Origin of the sequence: Paenibacillus sp. FSL R5-0473 (assembly GCF_038004565.1) — a bacterium.
In the GTDB taxonomy this organism is placed as follows: Bacteria; Bacillota; Bacilli; order Paenibacillales; family Paenibacillaceae; genus Paenibacillus; species Paenibacillus amylolyticus.
Map to the genome: position 1 here is coordinate 5,707,892 of NZ_JBBORL010000001.1, position 14,738 is coordinate 5,722,629.

General features: G+C 46.1%; 13 protein-coding genes and 1 other RNA gene. All 14 read right to left on the reverse strand.

What is annotated here, in order from left to right:
• Positions 1-90: 90 nt before the first annotated feature.
• The gene (locus tag MKY28_RS25105; RefSeq protein WP_076254276.1) at positions 91-732 is read right to left on the reverse strand and encodes a polysaccharide deacetylase family protein; all 642 of its coding nucleotides are present in this window, start codon (positions 730-732) and stop codon (positions 91-93) included.
• A 186-nt stretch (positions 733-918) separates the two neighbouring features.
• Positions 919-1,794 carry a carbohydrate ABC transporter permease gene (locus tag MKY28_RS25110; RefSeq protein ID WP_047841470.1) on the reverse strand — a complete coding sequence of 292 codons (876 nt, stop codon included), beginning with the start codon at positions 1,792-1,794 and terminating at the stop codon, positions 919-921.
• Between the two features lie 15 nt (positions 1,795-1,809).
• On the reverse strand, positions 1,810-2,679 hold the full coding sequence (locus MKY28_RS25115) for a carbohydrate ABC transporter permease (RefSeq protein WP_076210184.1): 870 nt from the start codon (positions 2,677-2,679) through the stop codon (positions 1,810-1,812).
• 141 nt (positions 2,680-2,820) lie between these two features.
• Entirely contained in the window at positions 2,821-4,134 is a 1,314-nt protein-coding gene (locus MKY28_RS25120) for an extracellular solute-binding protein (protein WP_036616255.1), read from the reverse strand.
• A gap of 184 nt (positions 4,135-4,318) precedes the next feature.
• A complete protein-coding gene (locus MKY28_RS25125) occupies positions 4,319-6,094 on the reverse strand; it encodes a response regulator (protein ID WP_340937334.1) in 1,776 nt (591 codons plus the stop codon).
• A complete protein-coding gene (locus tag MKY28_RS25130) occupies positions 6,085-8,115 on the reverse strand; it encodes a cache domain-containing sensor histidine kinase (protein ID WP_340937335.1) in 2,031 nt (676 codons plus the stop codon). Before MKY28_RS25130 ends, MKY28_RS25125 begins: the two co-directional genes overlap by 10 nt.
• A 637-nt stretch (positions 8,116-8,752) precedes the next feature.
• On the reverse strand, positions 8,753-9,115 hold the full coding sequence (locus tag MKY28_RS25135) for a hypothetical protein (protein WP_340937336.1): 363 nt from the start codon (positions 9,113-9,115) through the stop codon (positions 8,753-8,755).
• A 107-nt stretch (positions 9,116-9,222) separates the two neighbouring features.
• Positions 9,223-9,930 carry a uracil-DNA glycosylase gene (locus tag MKY28_RS25140; protein WP_340937337.1) on the reverse strand — a complete coding sequence of 236 codons (708 nt, stop codon included), beginning with the start codon at positions 9,928-9,930 and terminating at the stop codon, positions 9,223-9,225.
• A 130-nt stretch (positions 9,931-10,060) separates the two neighbouring features.
• Positions 10,061-10,987, reverse strand: a complete 927-nt coding sequence (locus MKY28_RS25145) for a metal-dependent hydrolase (RefSeq protein ID WP_036674729.1) — start codon at positions 10,985-10,987, stop codon at positions 10,061-10,063.
• A 545-nt stretch (positions 10,988-11,532) separates the two neighbouring features.
• Positions 11,533-12,105 carry a zeta toxin family protein gene (locus MKY28_RS25150; RefSeq protein ID WP_340937339.1) on the reverse strand — a complete coding sequence of 191 codons (573 nt, stop codon included), beginning with the start codon at positions 12,103-12,105 and terminating at the stop codon, positions 11,533-11,535.
• Positions 12,098-12,295 (reverse strand): hypothetical protein, encoded by a 198-nt coding sequence (locus MKY28_RS25155; RefSeq protein ID WP_340937340.1) that lies wholly within the window; start codon positions 12,293-12,295, stop codon positions 12,098-12,100. The genes MKY28_RS25150 and MKY28_RS25155 overlap by 8 nt, the downstream gene beginning before the upstream one ends.
• A 334-nt stretch (positions 12,296-12,629) precedes the next feature.
• Positions 12,630-13,040 carry a hypothetical protein gene (locus MKY28_RS25160; RefSeq protein ID WP_340937341.1) on the reverse strand — a complete coding sequence of 137 codons (411 nt, stop codon included), beginning with the start codon at positions 13,038-13,040 and terminating at the stop codon, positions 12,630-12,632.
• A 109-nt stretch (positions 13,041-13,149) separates the two neighbouring features.
• Positions 13,150-13,514: a transfer-messenger RNA gene (ssrA, locus tag MKY28_RS25165) on the reverse strand.
• 580 nt (positions 13,515-14,094) lie between these two features.
• Positions 14,095-14,577, reverse strand: coding sequence for an SsrA-binding protein SmpB (gene smpB, locus MKY28_RS25170; protein ID WP_036674736.1), 483 nt, complete (start codon positions 14,575-14,577; stop codon positions 14,095-14,097).
• Between the last annotated feature and the right edge of the window lie 161 nt (positions 14,578-14,738).

The window sequence follows — 14,738 nt, forward strand, 5'->3', positions numbered from 1 at the left end:
AGCAAAGTTTGTGCTCCCGCTTCATTCTTCCTATGTATTATATATATTAAAAAAAGACCCTGTCATTCAAAGAATGATGGGCCCACTTGATTATGTCGTCTTTGCATCATGCTCACGAGAAATGTCTAACAACTCACTCACCGTCACCAAACGGTACCCTTCCGCGACCAGTTCCTCCACCAGCACACGAACCGCCTCCACCGTCTGGGAACGATCCCCGTACCCGTCATGGAATATGAGCACGCTGCCGGGTTTCACTACTGACCGAGTATGCTCCAGAATGTGCTCAACGCCGGGATTGTCCCAATCCCTTGCATCACCGTTCACCGCACCAATCGTACGATATCCACGTTCCGCCGCCAGAGACAATATATCATCGTTTACGCCAAAATACGGCGGTCGGAAGCAGCGGGCAGGTTGCCCCGTAACTTTTTGAACAAGATTTTCTGCACGTTGCAGCTCCTCTCCGGCTTCCTCCAGCGTCAACTTGGTCAGATCCGGATGCGTGTACGTATGGTTGGCGATCTCATGCCCTTCACGGTGCACCTCCGCCGCAATCTCCGGGTGGTTCTCTATCTCTTGGCCAATCATGAAAAACGTCGCCTGCCCACCGGCACGCCGGAATATCTCAAGCACTTGAGGTGTATACACCGGATGTGGCCCATCATCAAACGTGAACGCCACAACCTTTTCCCGAACAGACTCCTGCTCTACCATCGCGATATTGACCATAAATAATGACCCCTCTCTGCAACTGCCTGCTACATACCCCCTTATTATTCCATGACCACAGGCTCCGGTCTAGTCCAGAGATCACACCTTGCGAAATCCCAAATCAAGCCGATATCCACCAGAAAGAGAGTACAGCGAGCGAGCAGTAAGCCCTTCTACCGCCACGCCCTCCAGTCCAGCCTCCAGCTAACCTTTGATTGCACCTGCGATCATACTCTTCTGCACCTGTTTGTTCAGCAGCAGATAGATGACCACCGTTGGCACTGTCGTAATCATCAGTCCAGCACCAATGATACCCCATTGCGTAATGTACGTTCCCACCATCGACATCATACCCACCGTCAACGTCTGGTAAGCCGTGTTATTGATAAACGTAACTGCAAACATCAGCTCATTCCAGCATGACAGAAATGTGAAGATGGCTACCGTTGATATAGCCGGGGTTACCAGAGGCAGGATAATGGAGAAAAACGTCCGGTATATGCCGCAGCCGTCGATAACCGCCGACTCCTCCATCTCTCTTGGGATACCTTTGAAAAAACTGCCCAGAATGAATACCGCCATCGGAATGCCAAATGCCACATAGGGAATGATCAGAGACCAGTAACTGTTGAGCAGGCTCAGATTCTTCAAAATAATAAACAATGGCAGCAGCGCCGCATGAATCGGCACCATCATGCCCAGCAAAATAATCGTCATCGTCAACCCGCTAAGCTTCCAGTTCATTCTCGTGATTGCGTAACCCGTCATGGAGGACAGGATCAGTACCAAGACAATGGAGGCCGCAGTAACCAGCACACTATTCATAAAATAGGTCAGCACATGGCCGTCGGACATTGCTTTGGTGTAGTTGCTCCACAGAAACGCTTTGGGCAACCCGGCCACATCACCGCTGAAAATCTCACTGTTATCCTTCAGGGAAAACAGCGCCAGCCAGATGAGCGGGTAGATCTGCACAATCGCGACGAGGATCAGAAACGCTTGCAGGAACACTTTCCCGATCGGTCCGGAGATGGACCTCGGCTTGGGCTTTTTATGCAACATGACTTCTACGGTACTCATGCCTTATGCCTCCCTCTACTCCGTTTTGAACAATGAATTAATGAGGATCGTACACACCAAACACTCCACAATAATAAAGACCGAGATCGCACTGCCATATCCATACCGGAACGTATCAAAAATGGTAGCGTACATCAGCGTGCTTGGCACTTCAGTAGTGTAAAATGGCCCGCCACCTGTCAGCACATAGATTAGGTCAAACACCTTGAATGCACCGATAACCGAAAAAACAAGGCTTACCTTCAGAATCGGCTTCATCAGCGGGATCATGATGGACCACGCCGTGCGAATACGGGAAGCACCATCCATTCGAGCCGCTTCGAGTACATCCTGAGACACGGACTTCGCACCTGCATACATCAGCAGCATGTGATACCCCACGTACTGCCACAAGGTTGGAATAAAAGATGCCGCCAGCGCGGTGTCCTTCTGCCCCAGCCAGTCCTGCGCCAGGCTGGATAAGCCGATACTTTGCAGCAGCACGTTCAGCAGGCCATAATCGGCATTGTAGATTTTTGACCACAACTGGGCAATAACCACCGTTGAGATCAACACCGGGATGAAATACACGGTCCGGTAGAAGCCTTCCCCCTTGACGTTGGACGCCAGAATCAGTGCGAGCACCAACGAGATCGGCAGTTGAATGAACACCGAAGCACCCGCGAATAACAGGGAGTTTTTGATCGAATTCAGCACTCGGGTATCCTTAAACATCTCTACATAGTTGTCCAGGCCGATAAATGTACCCCTGCCTACGCCGTTCCAGTCCAGCAGACTATAATAACTGGAGACAAAGATTGGAATGAGCACAATGCCGCAGAAGAGAATCAGTGTGGGTAGTACAAAGACGGCTATCGTGCCTTTATTGGAAAATACAGAGTTCATTATTGTTCTCCTCTCAAAGGCGTGACCGGGATACACCGGACCACGCCTTGTTTGGGTTCATCTTCATTGTTAGCAGGCTTCAGCTTGGCATGCTCACGAGCATACACGTGTAAGGATTGCGTGCATATTAGCCTGCGCGACCTATAGACTCAGCTCTGTTGGTTTGAGCTGTGCCATCTGTTTGCAGAACTCCTCAGGTGTTACATCGCCGGCAAGCAGCTGGGCAATCAGGTTTTTGTGCGCTTCGGCAGACTCCGCTGGCAGAATGTTATCCCACCACGCGATGAATGAGGTCGCCGTTTTCATAATATCTGCCGCAGACAGATCCAGGGAGGACAGGCTGGACGTGTCGAGTGCATCTGTTTTCCAGCTTGGCAGACCCGCTCCAGCCAGGAAACCTTGTGTACCAAGTTGCTCGCTCAGATACATGAGGAATTCCACGGCTTCCTTCGAATGTTTGGTATTCTGGTTGATGTAGAAACCATCGACGGCTCCGCCGAAGATTTCGGTATTTGTGCCTTTGCCATCCTCAAACACTGGGAACGGAATCACTTTCACTTTGCCTTTGACTGCGGAGGAAGGGTCCTCAATTCCTGCATTTACCCAGTTGGCCTGGAACATCATCGCCCCGTTGCCTGCATTAAATGCCCCAAGCATCTCGTCATAGCTCATGCTGAACATGCTGCTGTTGAACGCTCCTGCTTGCGCGAGCTGCTGCATCTTAGTCGCAGCGGCTACAAAGTCGGGCGAATCCCATTTCGACGGATCTTTAAAGGCTTCCATCACCGCAGCATTGCCTGCCTGACGCATCGCAATAATGTCGTACCAGTACATGCCCGGCCAGCGGTCCTTCTCTCCAATCACAGCCGGTGTGATTCCTGCCGCTTTCAGCTTGGAGACTGCATCCAGTAGTTCGTTATAGGTGGTCGGAATCTTGGCACCCGCCTGCTCGAACAGTTCTGTATTCACGTAAAGATTGGCGATATGTGTGTACACGGGCAATGTGTAGATTTTGCCGTCCATATTAATGGCCTCAGCCATTCCCGGGCCCATTCGTTCTTTGATATCGTCCGTCAGGTAACTTGAGATTTCCAGCACATTGCCGGATTTGATGTACGGCTGCATGAAGCTGCCGCCACCCATGCCATAGAACAGGTCTGGCGCCTCACCAGCCGCAATCGATGTTTTGACTTTGGTTTTATACTGTTCTCCTGTCGTGCCCGTACGTTCAACCTGGATGTCCGGATGCTCGCTGTTCCATTTCTCAACAATCTCGGGCAGCAGCTTGGCCGAAGGATCGGTATTGCCAACCGATTGATCCCATAGCGTCAGCTTGATCTTGCCATTACTTTCCCCCTGTGTACCACCGGACGAACCGGATGAACATGCCGCCAGACTGCTTACAATTCCCAGAGTCAGAATTAGACTTGCTGATTTTTTTAATAGCGCTTTCATCTCTATGGACCTCCCTATGTGTTTTAGTTCGTTCTAGCCCATATTTTAGGTGAACTGTGCGTTGTTCTCCATTTAGAAAACAGGCATCGATTTGTAATATTCGAACATATGTGGAATTGGAGAGGGGGTGCGCTCACACCTTCTCTGCACTCCCCCACACTCCCCATTTTTGCATTCTCGTTTTTCAGGTTTTTACATTCCGATACTCATTCATGGATCGGCCGATATGTTTTTTGAACAAGACGCTGAAATAATGTGGGTCCGGGATGCCTACCTGCTCCCCAATCTCATACCCTTTCATATCCGTCTGTTTCAGCAGCATTTCAGCCTTCTTCATGCGGAGTTGAGTCAGATATTCCACAAATGTCTGCCCGGTTTCTTTTTTCATCAGCCGCCCCAGATGGCCCGAACTTACGTAAAAAGCAGCCGCGGTGCTGGAAAGCCCCACTTCCGCATTGCCCATGTTCTCTTCAAGATAAGCGATCACCCGGTCGATCAGATTGCCTTCCTTGGCCTGTCGCTTGGCTTGTATGACATCCGATACGGTGCGGACATGCTGCTCCAGCATGCTTTTTAGTTCGGGCAAATGATCTGCTGTAAAAATGGCCGCAACGGCCTCTTTGTTCAATGCGTGCTCTCCCTCAAGCTGTTGCTCTATGGCAGCACGCTGGCACTCCGTAACCACATCCATGGCTGCCATCCGAAACTGTGAAACGTCCGAGAACGGCACAGACAGCATACGCTCCAGCAACAATACGGCTTCTTCCCCCGCACCAACACTGACGTAAAATTGCAGTTGTTGGAGCAGCTGAGCATCCGAGTGGTACCGGCTTTTTCCGCCTTCGATGACCAGATCCTCGAAGCAAATGACCTGATTTTTCCCCACAAACGCCTGATAATCGAGTGCACGACAAGCTTCCCGGTATCCCACACAGGCCCTTCCCCATCCTGATTGCCATTGGCCAATCCCTACGGTCACATCAACTTCACACCCTTCGAGCTTAAGTGTATGTTGAAGTTCTTCCTGAAGCTGCTGCACCTGATTGGCAAATTCCGTATCCTCACCAAATGAGAGCACAACTATCCGGTTATGCGGGTCCATGACGATAATGGTTTGCGAATCCTGCGGATAAAATGCCTGCACCTGCTTCATGCCTACCATTCGCAGCAAAATATGTATTTCCTCAGCGGGTTGTCGATGGGCTTCTGTTTGATGCTGGCTTAATTGGGGCTGACCATGTTGTTGTTGGGATCCTCGATGTGCTTCATGTGTTTGGTGTGCTTGGTGTGTTTGGAGTGTTTGGTGATATGGTTCGGACAGATGTGGATATACCTCTGGTGCAGCTATCTTCGCTTGCGGTACAGCAACCTCCACCTCCATTACTGCGATGCGTGATCCTGGTTCACCAGATGAGATAGGAATGCCAAAGAAACGCGCCTTCTCTTGTAGTTCGTCCTCAGGCATCACATCACTTAACCATTGATTCACAAACCTCTCCCTGAGATAAGGCAAGCTCTGCTTCATCTCCTCCCGCAGCTTCATCAGCTCGTACTCACGCCCCATCTCCTGCTCGATTGCCATTCGCAGCTTCGTCGTAACCTGTAATAACTCAGAAGCACGGATGGGTTTCAAAATAAAATCGGATATGCCCAGCTTCACACTCTGACGAGCATATTCAAATTCATCATGTCCCGTCACAACGACGATTTTTATGTTTGGGTAACGCTCCATGAGGATGCCGCTCAGTTCAATGCCGTCCATCTTTGGCATGTATATATCCGTGAACACAATGTCTGGACGCAACAGCTCAACCTGATTCAAAGCCTCTTCAGCATCGGAGGCCTCGCCAATGATGCTCATGCCTTGCTGCTTCCAATCGATACGCATACGCAGCAGATTTCGGATGAGGTACTCATCATCCACAATCAATACCTTTAATGGTTCCACAGTTAATTCCATGATTCATCGGCTCCCTTCAGGATCGTTATGATAATGGTGGTTCCTTTTCCAACTTCGCTCTGCAGCTTGAGTCCATCTTCTCTGTCATAGAAAATGCGAAGCCGCTCCATCGTTCCCCACAAGCCAAAGCTTGGATTGTGTTTAGAGTTATGAGTAGGATTAGAAGAGTTAGAAGTGTTAGATGGGTTAGATGAGTTCGAGCGATTAGACCTGTTCATTTCTGTTCGTTGAATCTGCTTCACTTCTTCCTCGGACATGCCGACTCCGTCGTCAGTGATCGTTAGAAGTACTCCCTCCTTGGATCGACGAGCTTGGATGCGTATCGTGCCCGGGCTGCCTTTGGGACGAATACCGTGATACAGCGAATTTTCCACCAACGGCTGGAGCACAAGCTTGGGAATCATCACTCGTTCACAGCCTGAATCGATATCGTACTGCACCTCAAATACACCGGGGTATCGCACCTGCTGGATCGTCAGATAATTGCGTACAATCTCAACCTCCTCGTGCAGTGTAATCAGTTCACGCCCTTTGCTGACACTCAGCCGATAATAACTTCCGAGCGCTTCTAACAGCTCACATACCTTTTCGTTCATACCCGACATTGCCAGGGAGGTAATGGAATCAAGTGTGTTATATAGAAAATGTGGCTTGATCTGCGCCTGAAGTGTATTCAGCTCTGCTCGGCGGATCGTCTGCTGCTCCTGAATGATGCGTTTCAGCATCTGGTCAATCTGCTCGATCATCTGGTTGTAACCTCCATATAGCTGTGCGAATTCGTAACTGTTCAGCTCAACCGTCACTTTGCGGAAGTTGCCACTTGGCGCTTTCTGCATGGAGCGAAGCAGCTTGTGAATCGGCTTAATGACGCTGCGCGAGATGATGAATGAACTGACAAAAAAGACAGTCCCGTTTACCGCCAGTAGGATCAGCGCAAGCAGCACCATGGATTTATTGCGGGTATCGGTAGCCTGGTATGGGCTCATGCTGATGAATTTCCACTGATCATCACCAGACGAACGATAGGTCACAGCATATTCCTGACCACCCGATTGCAAGGTGATGAAGCCGGAGGATTGCTCTTGAAATGTTTGTTTTAACTTGGCCTGATTGGCCTCTAACATCTCGTACATCCCTTCCTGTTCAGAAGCCACAGACATGGATTCGTCGGATACAGCAGGTACAGCCTTCTTTCCATCGGTTGCGTTCGTTGCGATCACCCGCTGATGCTCATCCAGAATGGCGACCTGAAATGAATCCGGTGCAGATAGGTTAGCATAGGCTTGAGCGATGGATTTGCCCTTGATGTTCATGACCAAAAACCCAAGCGGAGACGTATCATCCAAATCCCGAATGAGGCGAATAAACGAGACCACCTCTTGCCCATCATTCACCCCCGTCGCCGAAACTCCGCTGTCGTTGTTGCCACCATTCAGCCTGAGCAGATATCTTCCGTTGTGCTTCAGTGCCTGTTCGTACCACGGCGCTTCCTTCACATTTGCTTCCATAAACGTGGGCCATTCCTGTGTACCAACCGAGAATCGGTGCCCCGAATTATCGTAAATATATACTGAATCGATAATTGGAACCGCTTGCATAAGATTGGTCAAATACGCGCTGACCTTGGACTGTGTCTGTAAATTGGAGTACACATTGCCCTGCCGCAGCAGGTTCTGCAAGTTGGGATCAGAGAAAATCATTTTCGAATAATTGTTCACGTTCTCGATCATCAGATTAACGTTGGTCTCAATGGATGTAATTGTCTGCAGTGATGCTTCATTGATCTTTCGTTGCGCGTCATTTTCCGAGATTCGATTCAAAACCAACGCACTAAACGCCACCGTTAGCAGAATAATGACAAAGTAGGCAAACGGGATTTTAAAAGCCAGCGTCTTGGGCTTGCGTTGAATGAACGCTTTGAAACGGGGAGTCCAATTCGTCTTCATTGCGCTGGTGTTCGCTTTTGCATTTGCGTTTGCTTCTGCATCGCTCTCAATATCTGATTGGGCTGTTGCTTTCACTTCTATTTTTCATCCCCTTCTGTTACTTCTCTTGCTCCTTCATCTGTTGTTGCATCTTTGGCTCTTTGATTCAATGTGACCTCCTTTGGTTCCGATGTGTGATGGGTTTATCGGTTGTGATCGGATGACCTGTTGTGATATCCACCACTCTCTCGGATTTTATACAATTGTATATTATAGGACTGTGCATGGAGGAGGCTCAACTCTTTTTATCGCTTGGATATAGCTTGACTGAGTGAAGTGAAATGAGGCTTTGGGGATCTGATCGTGGTGAATGCTGCGGGTAGGGGCCCCTAATTGGAGCCGCAAGAAGTACTGCTTTATAAAATGTTGGAGGTACAGATAATAAGTTGGGGTTTGTGCCGGGTGGAGAGAGAAGCGGGGGAGAGACGGAGGATCTGAGTACACAAAAGAAGATGGTAAACGTCTACCTTGATATGGCATACTTTTGAGCAAGATTACAATATCTACGGGCATAATCTTACTACTTACAGAGTGTTGATCGAGTGGTTAAGGCTGGGAAGTCCAATTATGGTTTTCTCGTATGATGAATTTAAGTGGGAAAAATGTCGGGAGCATACTGCCCTAGTGCAGGACAAGCATAGCGTTCGTTATGGTAAGAAACAACGAAGCGTGATCAAAGCGAGAATTCGGTAACGCCTTTTTTGGAGGCATATTTCAGCGTGTAGCTTCCTTCTGTGCCATATGGCATCGTAGCGATTTGGATGCGGGTGTAATCCAGCCGACTCTCTCTCAGCACTTTTTTAACTAGCGCTATGCTCCGATCTTCGTCCGTTACCACACAGAAAATGTTCATTACATATTCCTTCGGATCAGCCACACGGCTGCCCAGGTCACATCCATCCACCTCTCCCAACTCCGCCTGGGTCAGAACGGTTTCCAGATATTCCATCACCTTTTCCTTCAACCAATGATCTCGTTTGCTGCCCTGCGCGCTCTTCAGTGGATATTGAACCACGAGCCAGTATTTTTCATTCATTCTGCTTCACCAACCAATCTATATATGATAGGACACTACGTTATGTGCGGGCACTTGAACGATAAGGTGCATATGTTATGCCTTACATCCCTTCAGCTCAAAATGGGCTAGATAATTGACCTTACTGCTTTTTGGAATTGTACTGCCCTTCCATTTGCAGGATGAGGAACATGGTGATGTTTAATGAGATGGTAGCTTAACGTGTCTGCTGACTTTCTGCCAATAGCCACGATCTGAGCATCAGGATTCAGTTGCATAAGCTGTCTGGCAAATGGCAAACCATCCCCCAACTCTGCCAAAGTCGGCGTACGATTCGTCATCTTGTTTTCAGAAGATTGATAAGGATGAAAGGGATAGATGTTCCAGAATATAAAGTCCGTTGGTTTCCACCTTGAACTGGATAACACTTCAGCCCATATGATGGATGCTGTTGGCTCTGCGAAACCAAACAGCGCCTGACTCCGGTTAGGTTTGGCGATATTGGGCAGGCTTGTTCGAACACCCGGCTCACCGGAAAAAATCATCTGGTGATTCACCAGCGAGTGATTCCCGGTAACCATTCGCTCGGACGTCAAGGGTACGCCGGAGAACCTCGCCCCTTGATATCCCACAGCTTCAGCAATAAAAATGTACCGAGCCTTGGACATTCTCGGTTCCAAATACCTGACCAAATGTTCCGAACGAATCTTCACCGCTTCGGGGCCGATATCATAGCCCGTCACATAATCTCTCCAAGGATTAATCACATTTACGGGCGAGACATATGATTGTATCCCTGCAACAAAATCGCGAATCTCTTGCTGCGTTTGGCTCATGCTTCTTTGCCTCCTTTGGGAGATACAGAGTATATCGGGCTAGCATCAACTTATGTTACAAAGATTATAGCATAAACAGAAAAACCACCAACCAGACCGCTGGTTGATGGTGGATAGAAACTGTAGAAAACTATTGCGGTATAACTTCTTCCCACTGACCATTGGTGGTTTCTTTGTAGGTAAGAAGGTTTCCATCATACTTTCCCTGAATAAAGTTAGAACCCGCTTCTTTCCATTCCTTAGTAACAGATATCACAACTTTAGAATCCTGTGAATTTATTGGAACATACTTTCCTCTTGATAAATTTATCTCAAAGGCTACTGGATAAAAATCGTACCAGAATAGTTTGTCTGATTTCTCTCCCAGTATACCCGCATCACCACCTTTAGAGAAATGAGGACTGATGACTCGAAACCTGAACTCTAACCACTTTCTGGGATCTAAAGGAAATTCATAATGACTATCGGGCTCCACTATAATGTATGACTTTTCAGGAACCGGGTGTTGAACTTGAACTTTATGCTCGATTATTTCTTTGGATATTATTCGAAAAACTAAATATACCAATATGAATAGTATCGAAGTAACTACGGGTAATTTAGGCTTGTTCCTCAAAAAAACACTCAATCCAAGACCAATAATTAATGGAAACCATATCCATGGATCTCCCAATGTAATGGCTCCCATAATATATGACTTATCGCTAAGGGGATAGAATGCTGGTAAATCATGTCCCATATAGTCTAAAAATAAGTGTCCAAACAAGACAGACAAAATAGAAGATCCCCAGATTAATTTGAAACTTGTCTTTTTATAGAACAGTTTTGTCAAATATGCTATTCCTAAAGCTAAAAGGGGTGTAAACAATATAGAATGAGACCACGGAGCTACACTTCTATCCCCAAAAATATCAGGAAATATTCCACACAGTGCACCCGAACATAGACATATCATAAGATTTTTCCATGTATCCCTTGGCAAAAAGCAGTATGCAATTACCGCCCCAAGAAGAGCATGTGATAGAACATGAAAAAACAAATATAAGTACGGATCCAAAATAACTACTCCTTTACTCTGTTATAGAATCAACATTGTGCTATGTAATGTTACACACTATAAAATTAGTTTTTCATAAAATAGACCCTGAGAGTCAAGCCTCTTCCAAAGATCTGCGGGGAGTAGTCTCAGTATGGATGTTACCTAATCTAATTTCTTAATACTAAATTCGAGCACAAATCAACGTAGGCTCCACAAAATAGAATCAACAAGCTATTAAAAATCCTCATAACAATGGATGGCCCGTATGTATTTTCTATTATCATAATTTGGTCTAGTTAAAGCAGGCTATAGATACCTATATACGTTTCAGAACCTAAATGTACCTGATATACTTTCTTAAAGCTTTTCGACCTACATATACCTCGATTCCCTCCATTTATATAATTTAGGTTATTATATCATAAAATAAAAATCCACCAACCAGAACAATGGTTGGTGGATTTTGCTTACTCTAATGGAGGTGAGGGGGTATCGAACCCATGTCCGAAGATAACGGAACAAAAGCTTCTACGGGTATAGTCACTGTTGTGATGTCCCGTGTATCAGTAACCCACAAGAACAGGATTAGCCCAAGCAGGTATGGACTCAACACAATAGATCAAATCACCCTGTATGATTTCAGCAACAATTAAAGGCTCGTATGTATTATCAATGATGATAACCCGATCTGCGATAGATAGAGCCGGTTTAAGGTTCTTCAAAGACTGACCATATCGATAACGAATGTCTTCTTCTGCAATCCAATGTCCACCTTGTTCAACACGAGAGGCAACACGATCTATATGCATTTGCACATCCTCAAGGCCGATATAGTATACGACAATTTCGTAACTGTTTTCTTTTGCAATTTCCATATGTTTTAAAACAAATGATCCGGACAATGTCGTTTCAATAGCGAAGTTTACACCACTTTTAATGAGAGATCGGATTCTTTTCACAGCTTCCCTGCCAGCAGACAGGTCAGCACTGCGCGGATTCTCTGGCTTCAACTCTCTTGCAATTTGATCCGGATCAACCAGTTCACCAAGCCACCCTCTCATTTGCATACTGAGTGTACTTTTCCCTGCTCCATTGGTTCCAGCAAATACCGTCATGACTGGTCTGATTTCACTCATGATACTCAAACTCCTGGCGTTTCCCAGTAACATCAAATATAATTTCAAACTTATTTCCTTCAGCATCTTCACGAACGCGTTTGTTATTCTTTATATAATATATAGAGGCACCTGATTCTTTAGCTTGTTTCCGTGCATGTTGATTTGCTTTATTTAAAATTTCTTGGAGCTGTTCTCGATTTGTAAACATTCTCAGTCCCCCTCCAGTTTAAATTATCCCTATTATAGCACAGACTGAATACCACCAATCAGAACACCGATTGATGGTGTTATATAGCTAAATAGTTATCCATTTTTTCTTTCATCTAATTCATATATCGTTCCATTCTCTTTTCGTGTAAATTTCGCTTGTATTTCCTCATTCTTTTTCCATTTTTTAATTAGCTCTTTTGAGTAATCCCAGTAATTTTTCACTTCCTCTGCTTGAAAAACTCGATGGCCATTAATCCATATTTCAGGGCGTATCTCTTTATTATCGTTTATAAAAAGAAGTGCCCTCTCAGGTAAACTACTAAGTCGATACCTTATAGTGAATCCCTAGATCGCTTCCTTAAATTATCTACTTCTCTCCATGCTTCAAAGTTAAAATAGGTGAAATGACTTCGCTCCTCAGAATGAGTGTAACAATCGCCACACCCTTCACAAATTAACTCAATTGCATTGTCTTTTTTATAACTTAGTCCGGTACAAATCCTAAATTTATATGTTTGATTGCACTTATTGCATAACAAGCAATCATCAGCTACTTCTTTTAATATACTCAAAAAGTCAACAATTCTCTGCTGTGTGAAGTCTGCTCCATTATCAGCAGTTAACTTTCGTATCATTTCAGTTTGAAATTTGAATAACGAAAACAACGATCCTCCCCTGACTATTTCTCTAACTAAATTCTTATAATCTGAAATGTGAATATGGTTTTCCTTCTTAATAGTCATTAAGGTCAATGTCCTCACTCCAAATCTATTAATATAGTAATTAGTATTACCAGAATAATAGATTGATATACAAAAACAGCCACCAAATGGTGGCTGTCACTGATACTACTAATGGAGGCGAGGGGAGTCGAACCCCTGTCCGAAGATAACGGCACATAAGCTTCTACGGGTGTAGTCACAGTTTTGATGTCACCCGAGTATCGCCCCGTAACCGGCTATACGTTGGGTCAGCCTGATTGTCTTCTTCAGCACACCCCAGGCGGAGATGTGACAGCGTATCCCACTACTAGTTAGCCCCTATCCCTGTCACATGGGCGATGCAGGGTAGAAGCACGCACACAGTTTCTTAGGCTGCGAAAGCGTAGTTTGTTTGTTGTTTGCCGTTTAATAGGCTTTAGCGTTGATAAAGCGGACGCGTCCCCACTACCCGCTACCCATGCTCGAACTATCCCCGTCGAATCCATAAACGCCCCCTCAATGAAGAAGGGCTCCAGGATTAATCCGTGAATACGGAGCAAAGGTGCTACACATCTTTTTCCTCCAAGGTAAAAAGATGCTTCTTTCAAACTCGGCATTCCTGTCTGCTATATGAGTAATCATAACACAGGACACATCACCGAAATAGTACAGATTGCTGGAAGACATTCCAGCAGGCTGAGCATGTGTACAAGGTTATCCAATACAACAAGCTCAATCGTCTACATATTATACCGCGTCACTAATCGGAAGTAAAGTTTCCCAGATCGGATCACGAACAACTGCACCTAAGTATTTTACCCACGTTTCAGGCAAACTACGCAAAGGTTAAAAATTTAGATTCATCAACGCGCCAAGCGCCAAGCTCCATGCTCCTACCAATTTCCCTTCAACTATCAAAGGAAATCACCAAATAGTACACTTGAGCTATTCGCATCACATCCCCTCTCCACTAAAAATAAAAAAGCCCCAAGCTTGCCCATTGCAGGACAAACCTTGAGACTCCTTAACTCATACATCAAAGCTTCATCACAAAAACTAACTTATACACCTAAAGTAAAGCCGCCCAGCGCTCCACTTAACGCGCAACCTTCTGCTTCTCGCGCAGTACCCGTTGGATATCACGTTGTGCATCGCGCTTCGCGGCAGTTTCACGTTTATCATACTGCTTCTTACCTTTACCCAGTCCGAGCAAAAGCTTTGCATAACCATTGCGGATATAGATTTTCAGCGGAACAATGCTGTACCCATCCTGTTTCGACAGCCCGAGCAGCTTGTGAATCTGCACTTTATGCATCAACAACTTGCGCGTACGTGTTGGATCAAGCGGATTATTTCGGTTCCCTTGTTCAAAAGGACTAATATGCATATTGTGAATATGAATCTCACCGTTCCGAATCGTGGCAAATGCATCACCAATATTCGCACGGCCGTTACGAAGAGATTTGATCTCCGTTCCGGTAAGCACCATGCCCGCTTCATACGTATCTTCAATGAAGTAGTCATGGGAAGCCTTTTTATTCTGTGCGAGCACTTTACTCTGTCCATCATTCTTACCCATGTCCTCACTCCTTCTCCGTAAAATAAGCCGGTACCATGCTCTATAGCAGCGCACCCAATGTTGCACCAAGGTACCACGTGCCAGACCCTAATTGTAGCAAGTACGGCTGTTAAAATCAAGAAAAGAGGCGACCTCTGCCGCCCCTCCTCATTACACCACTT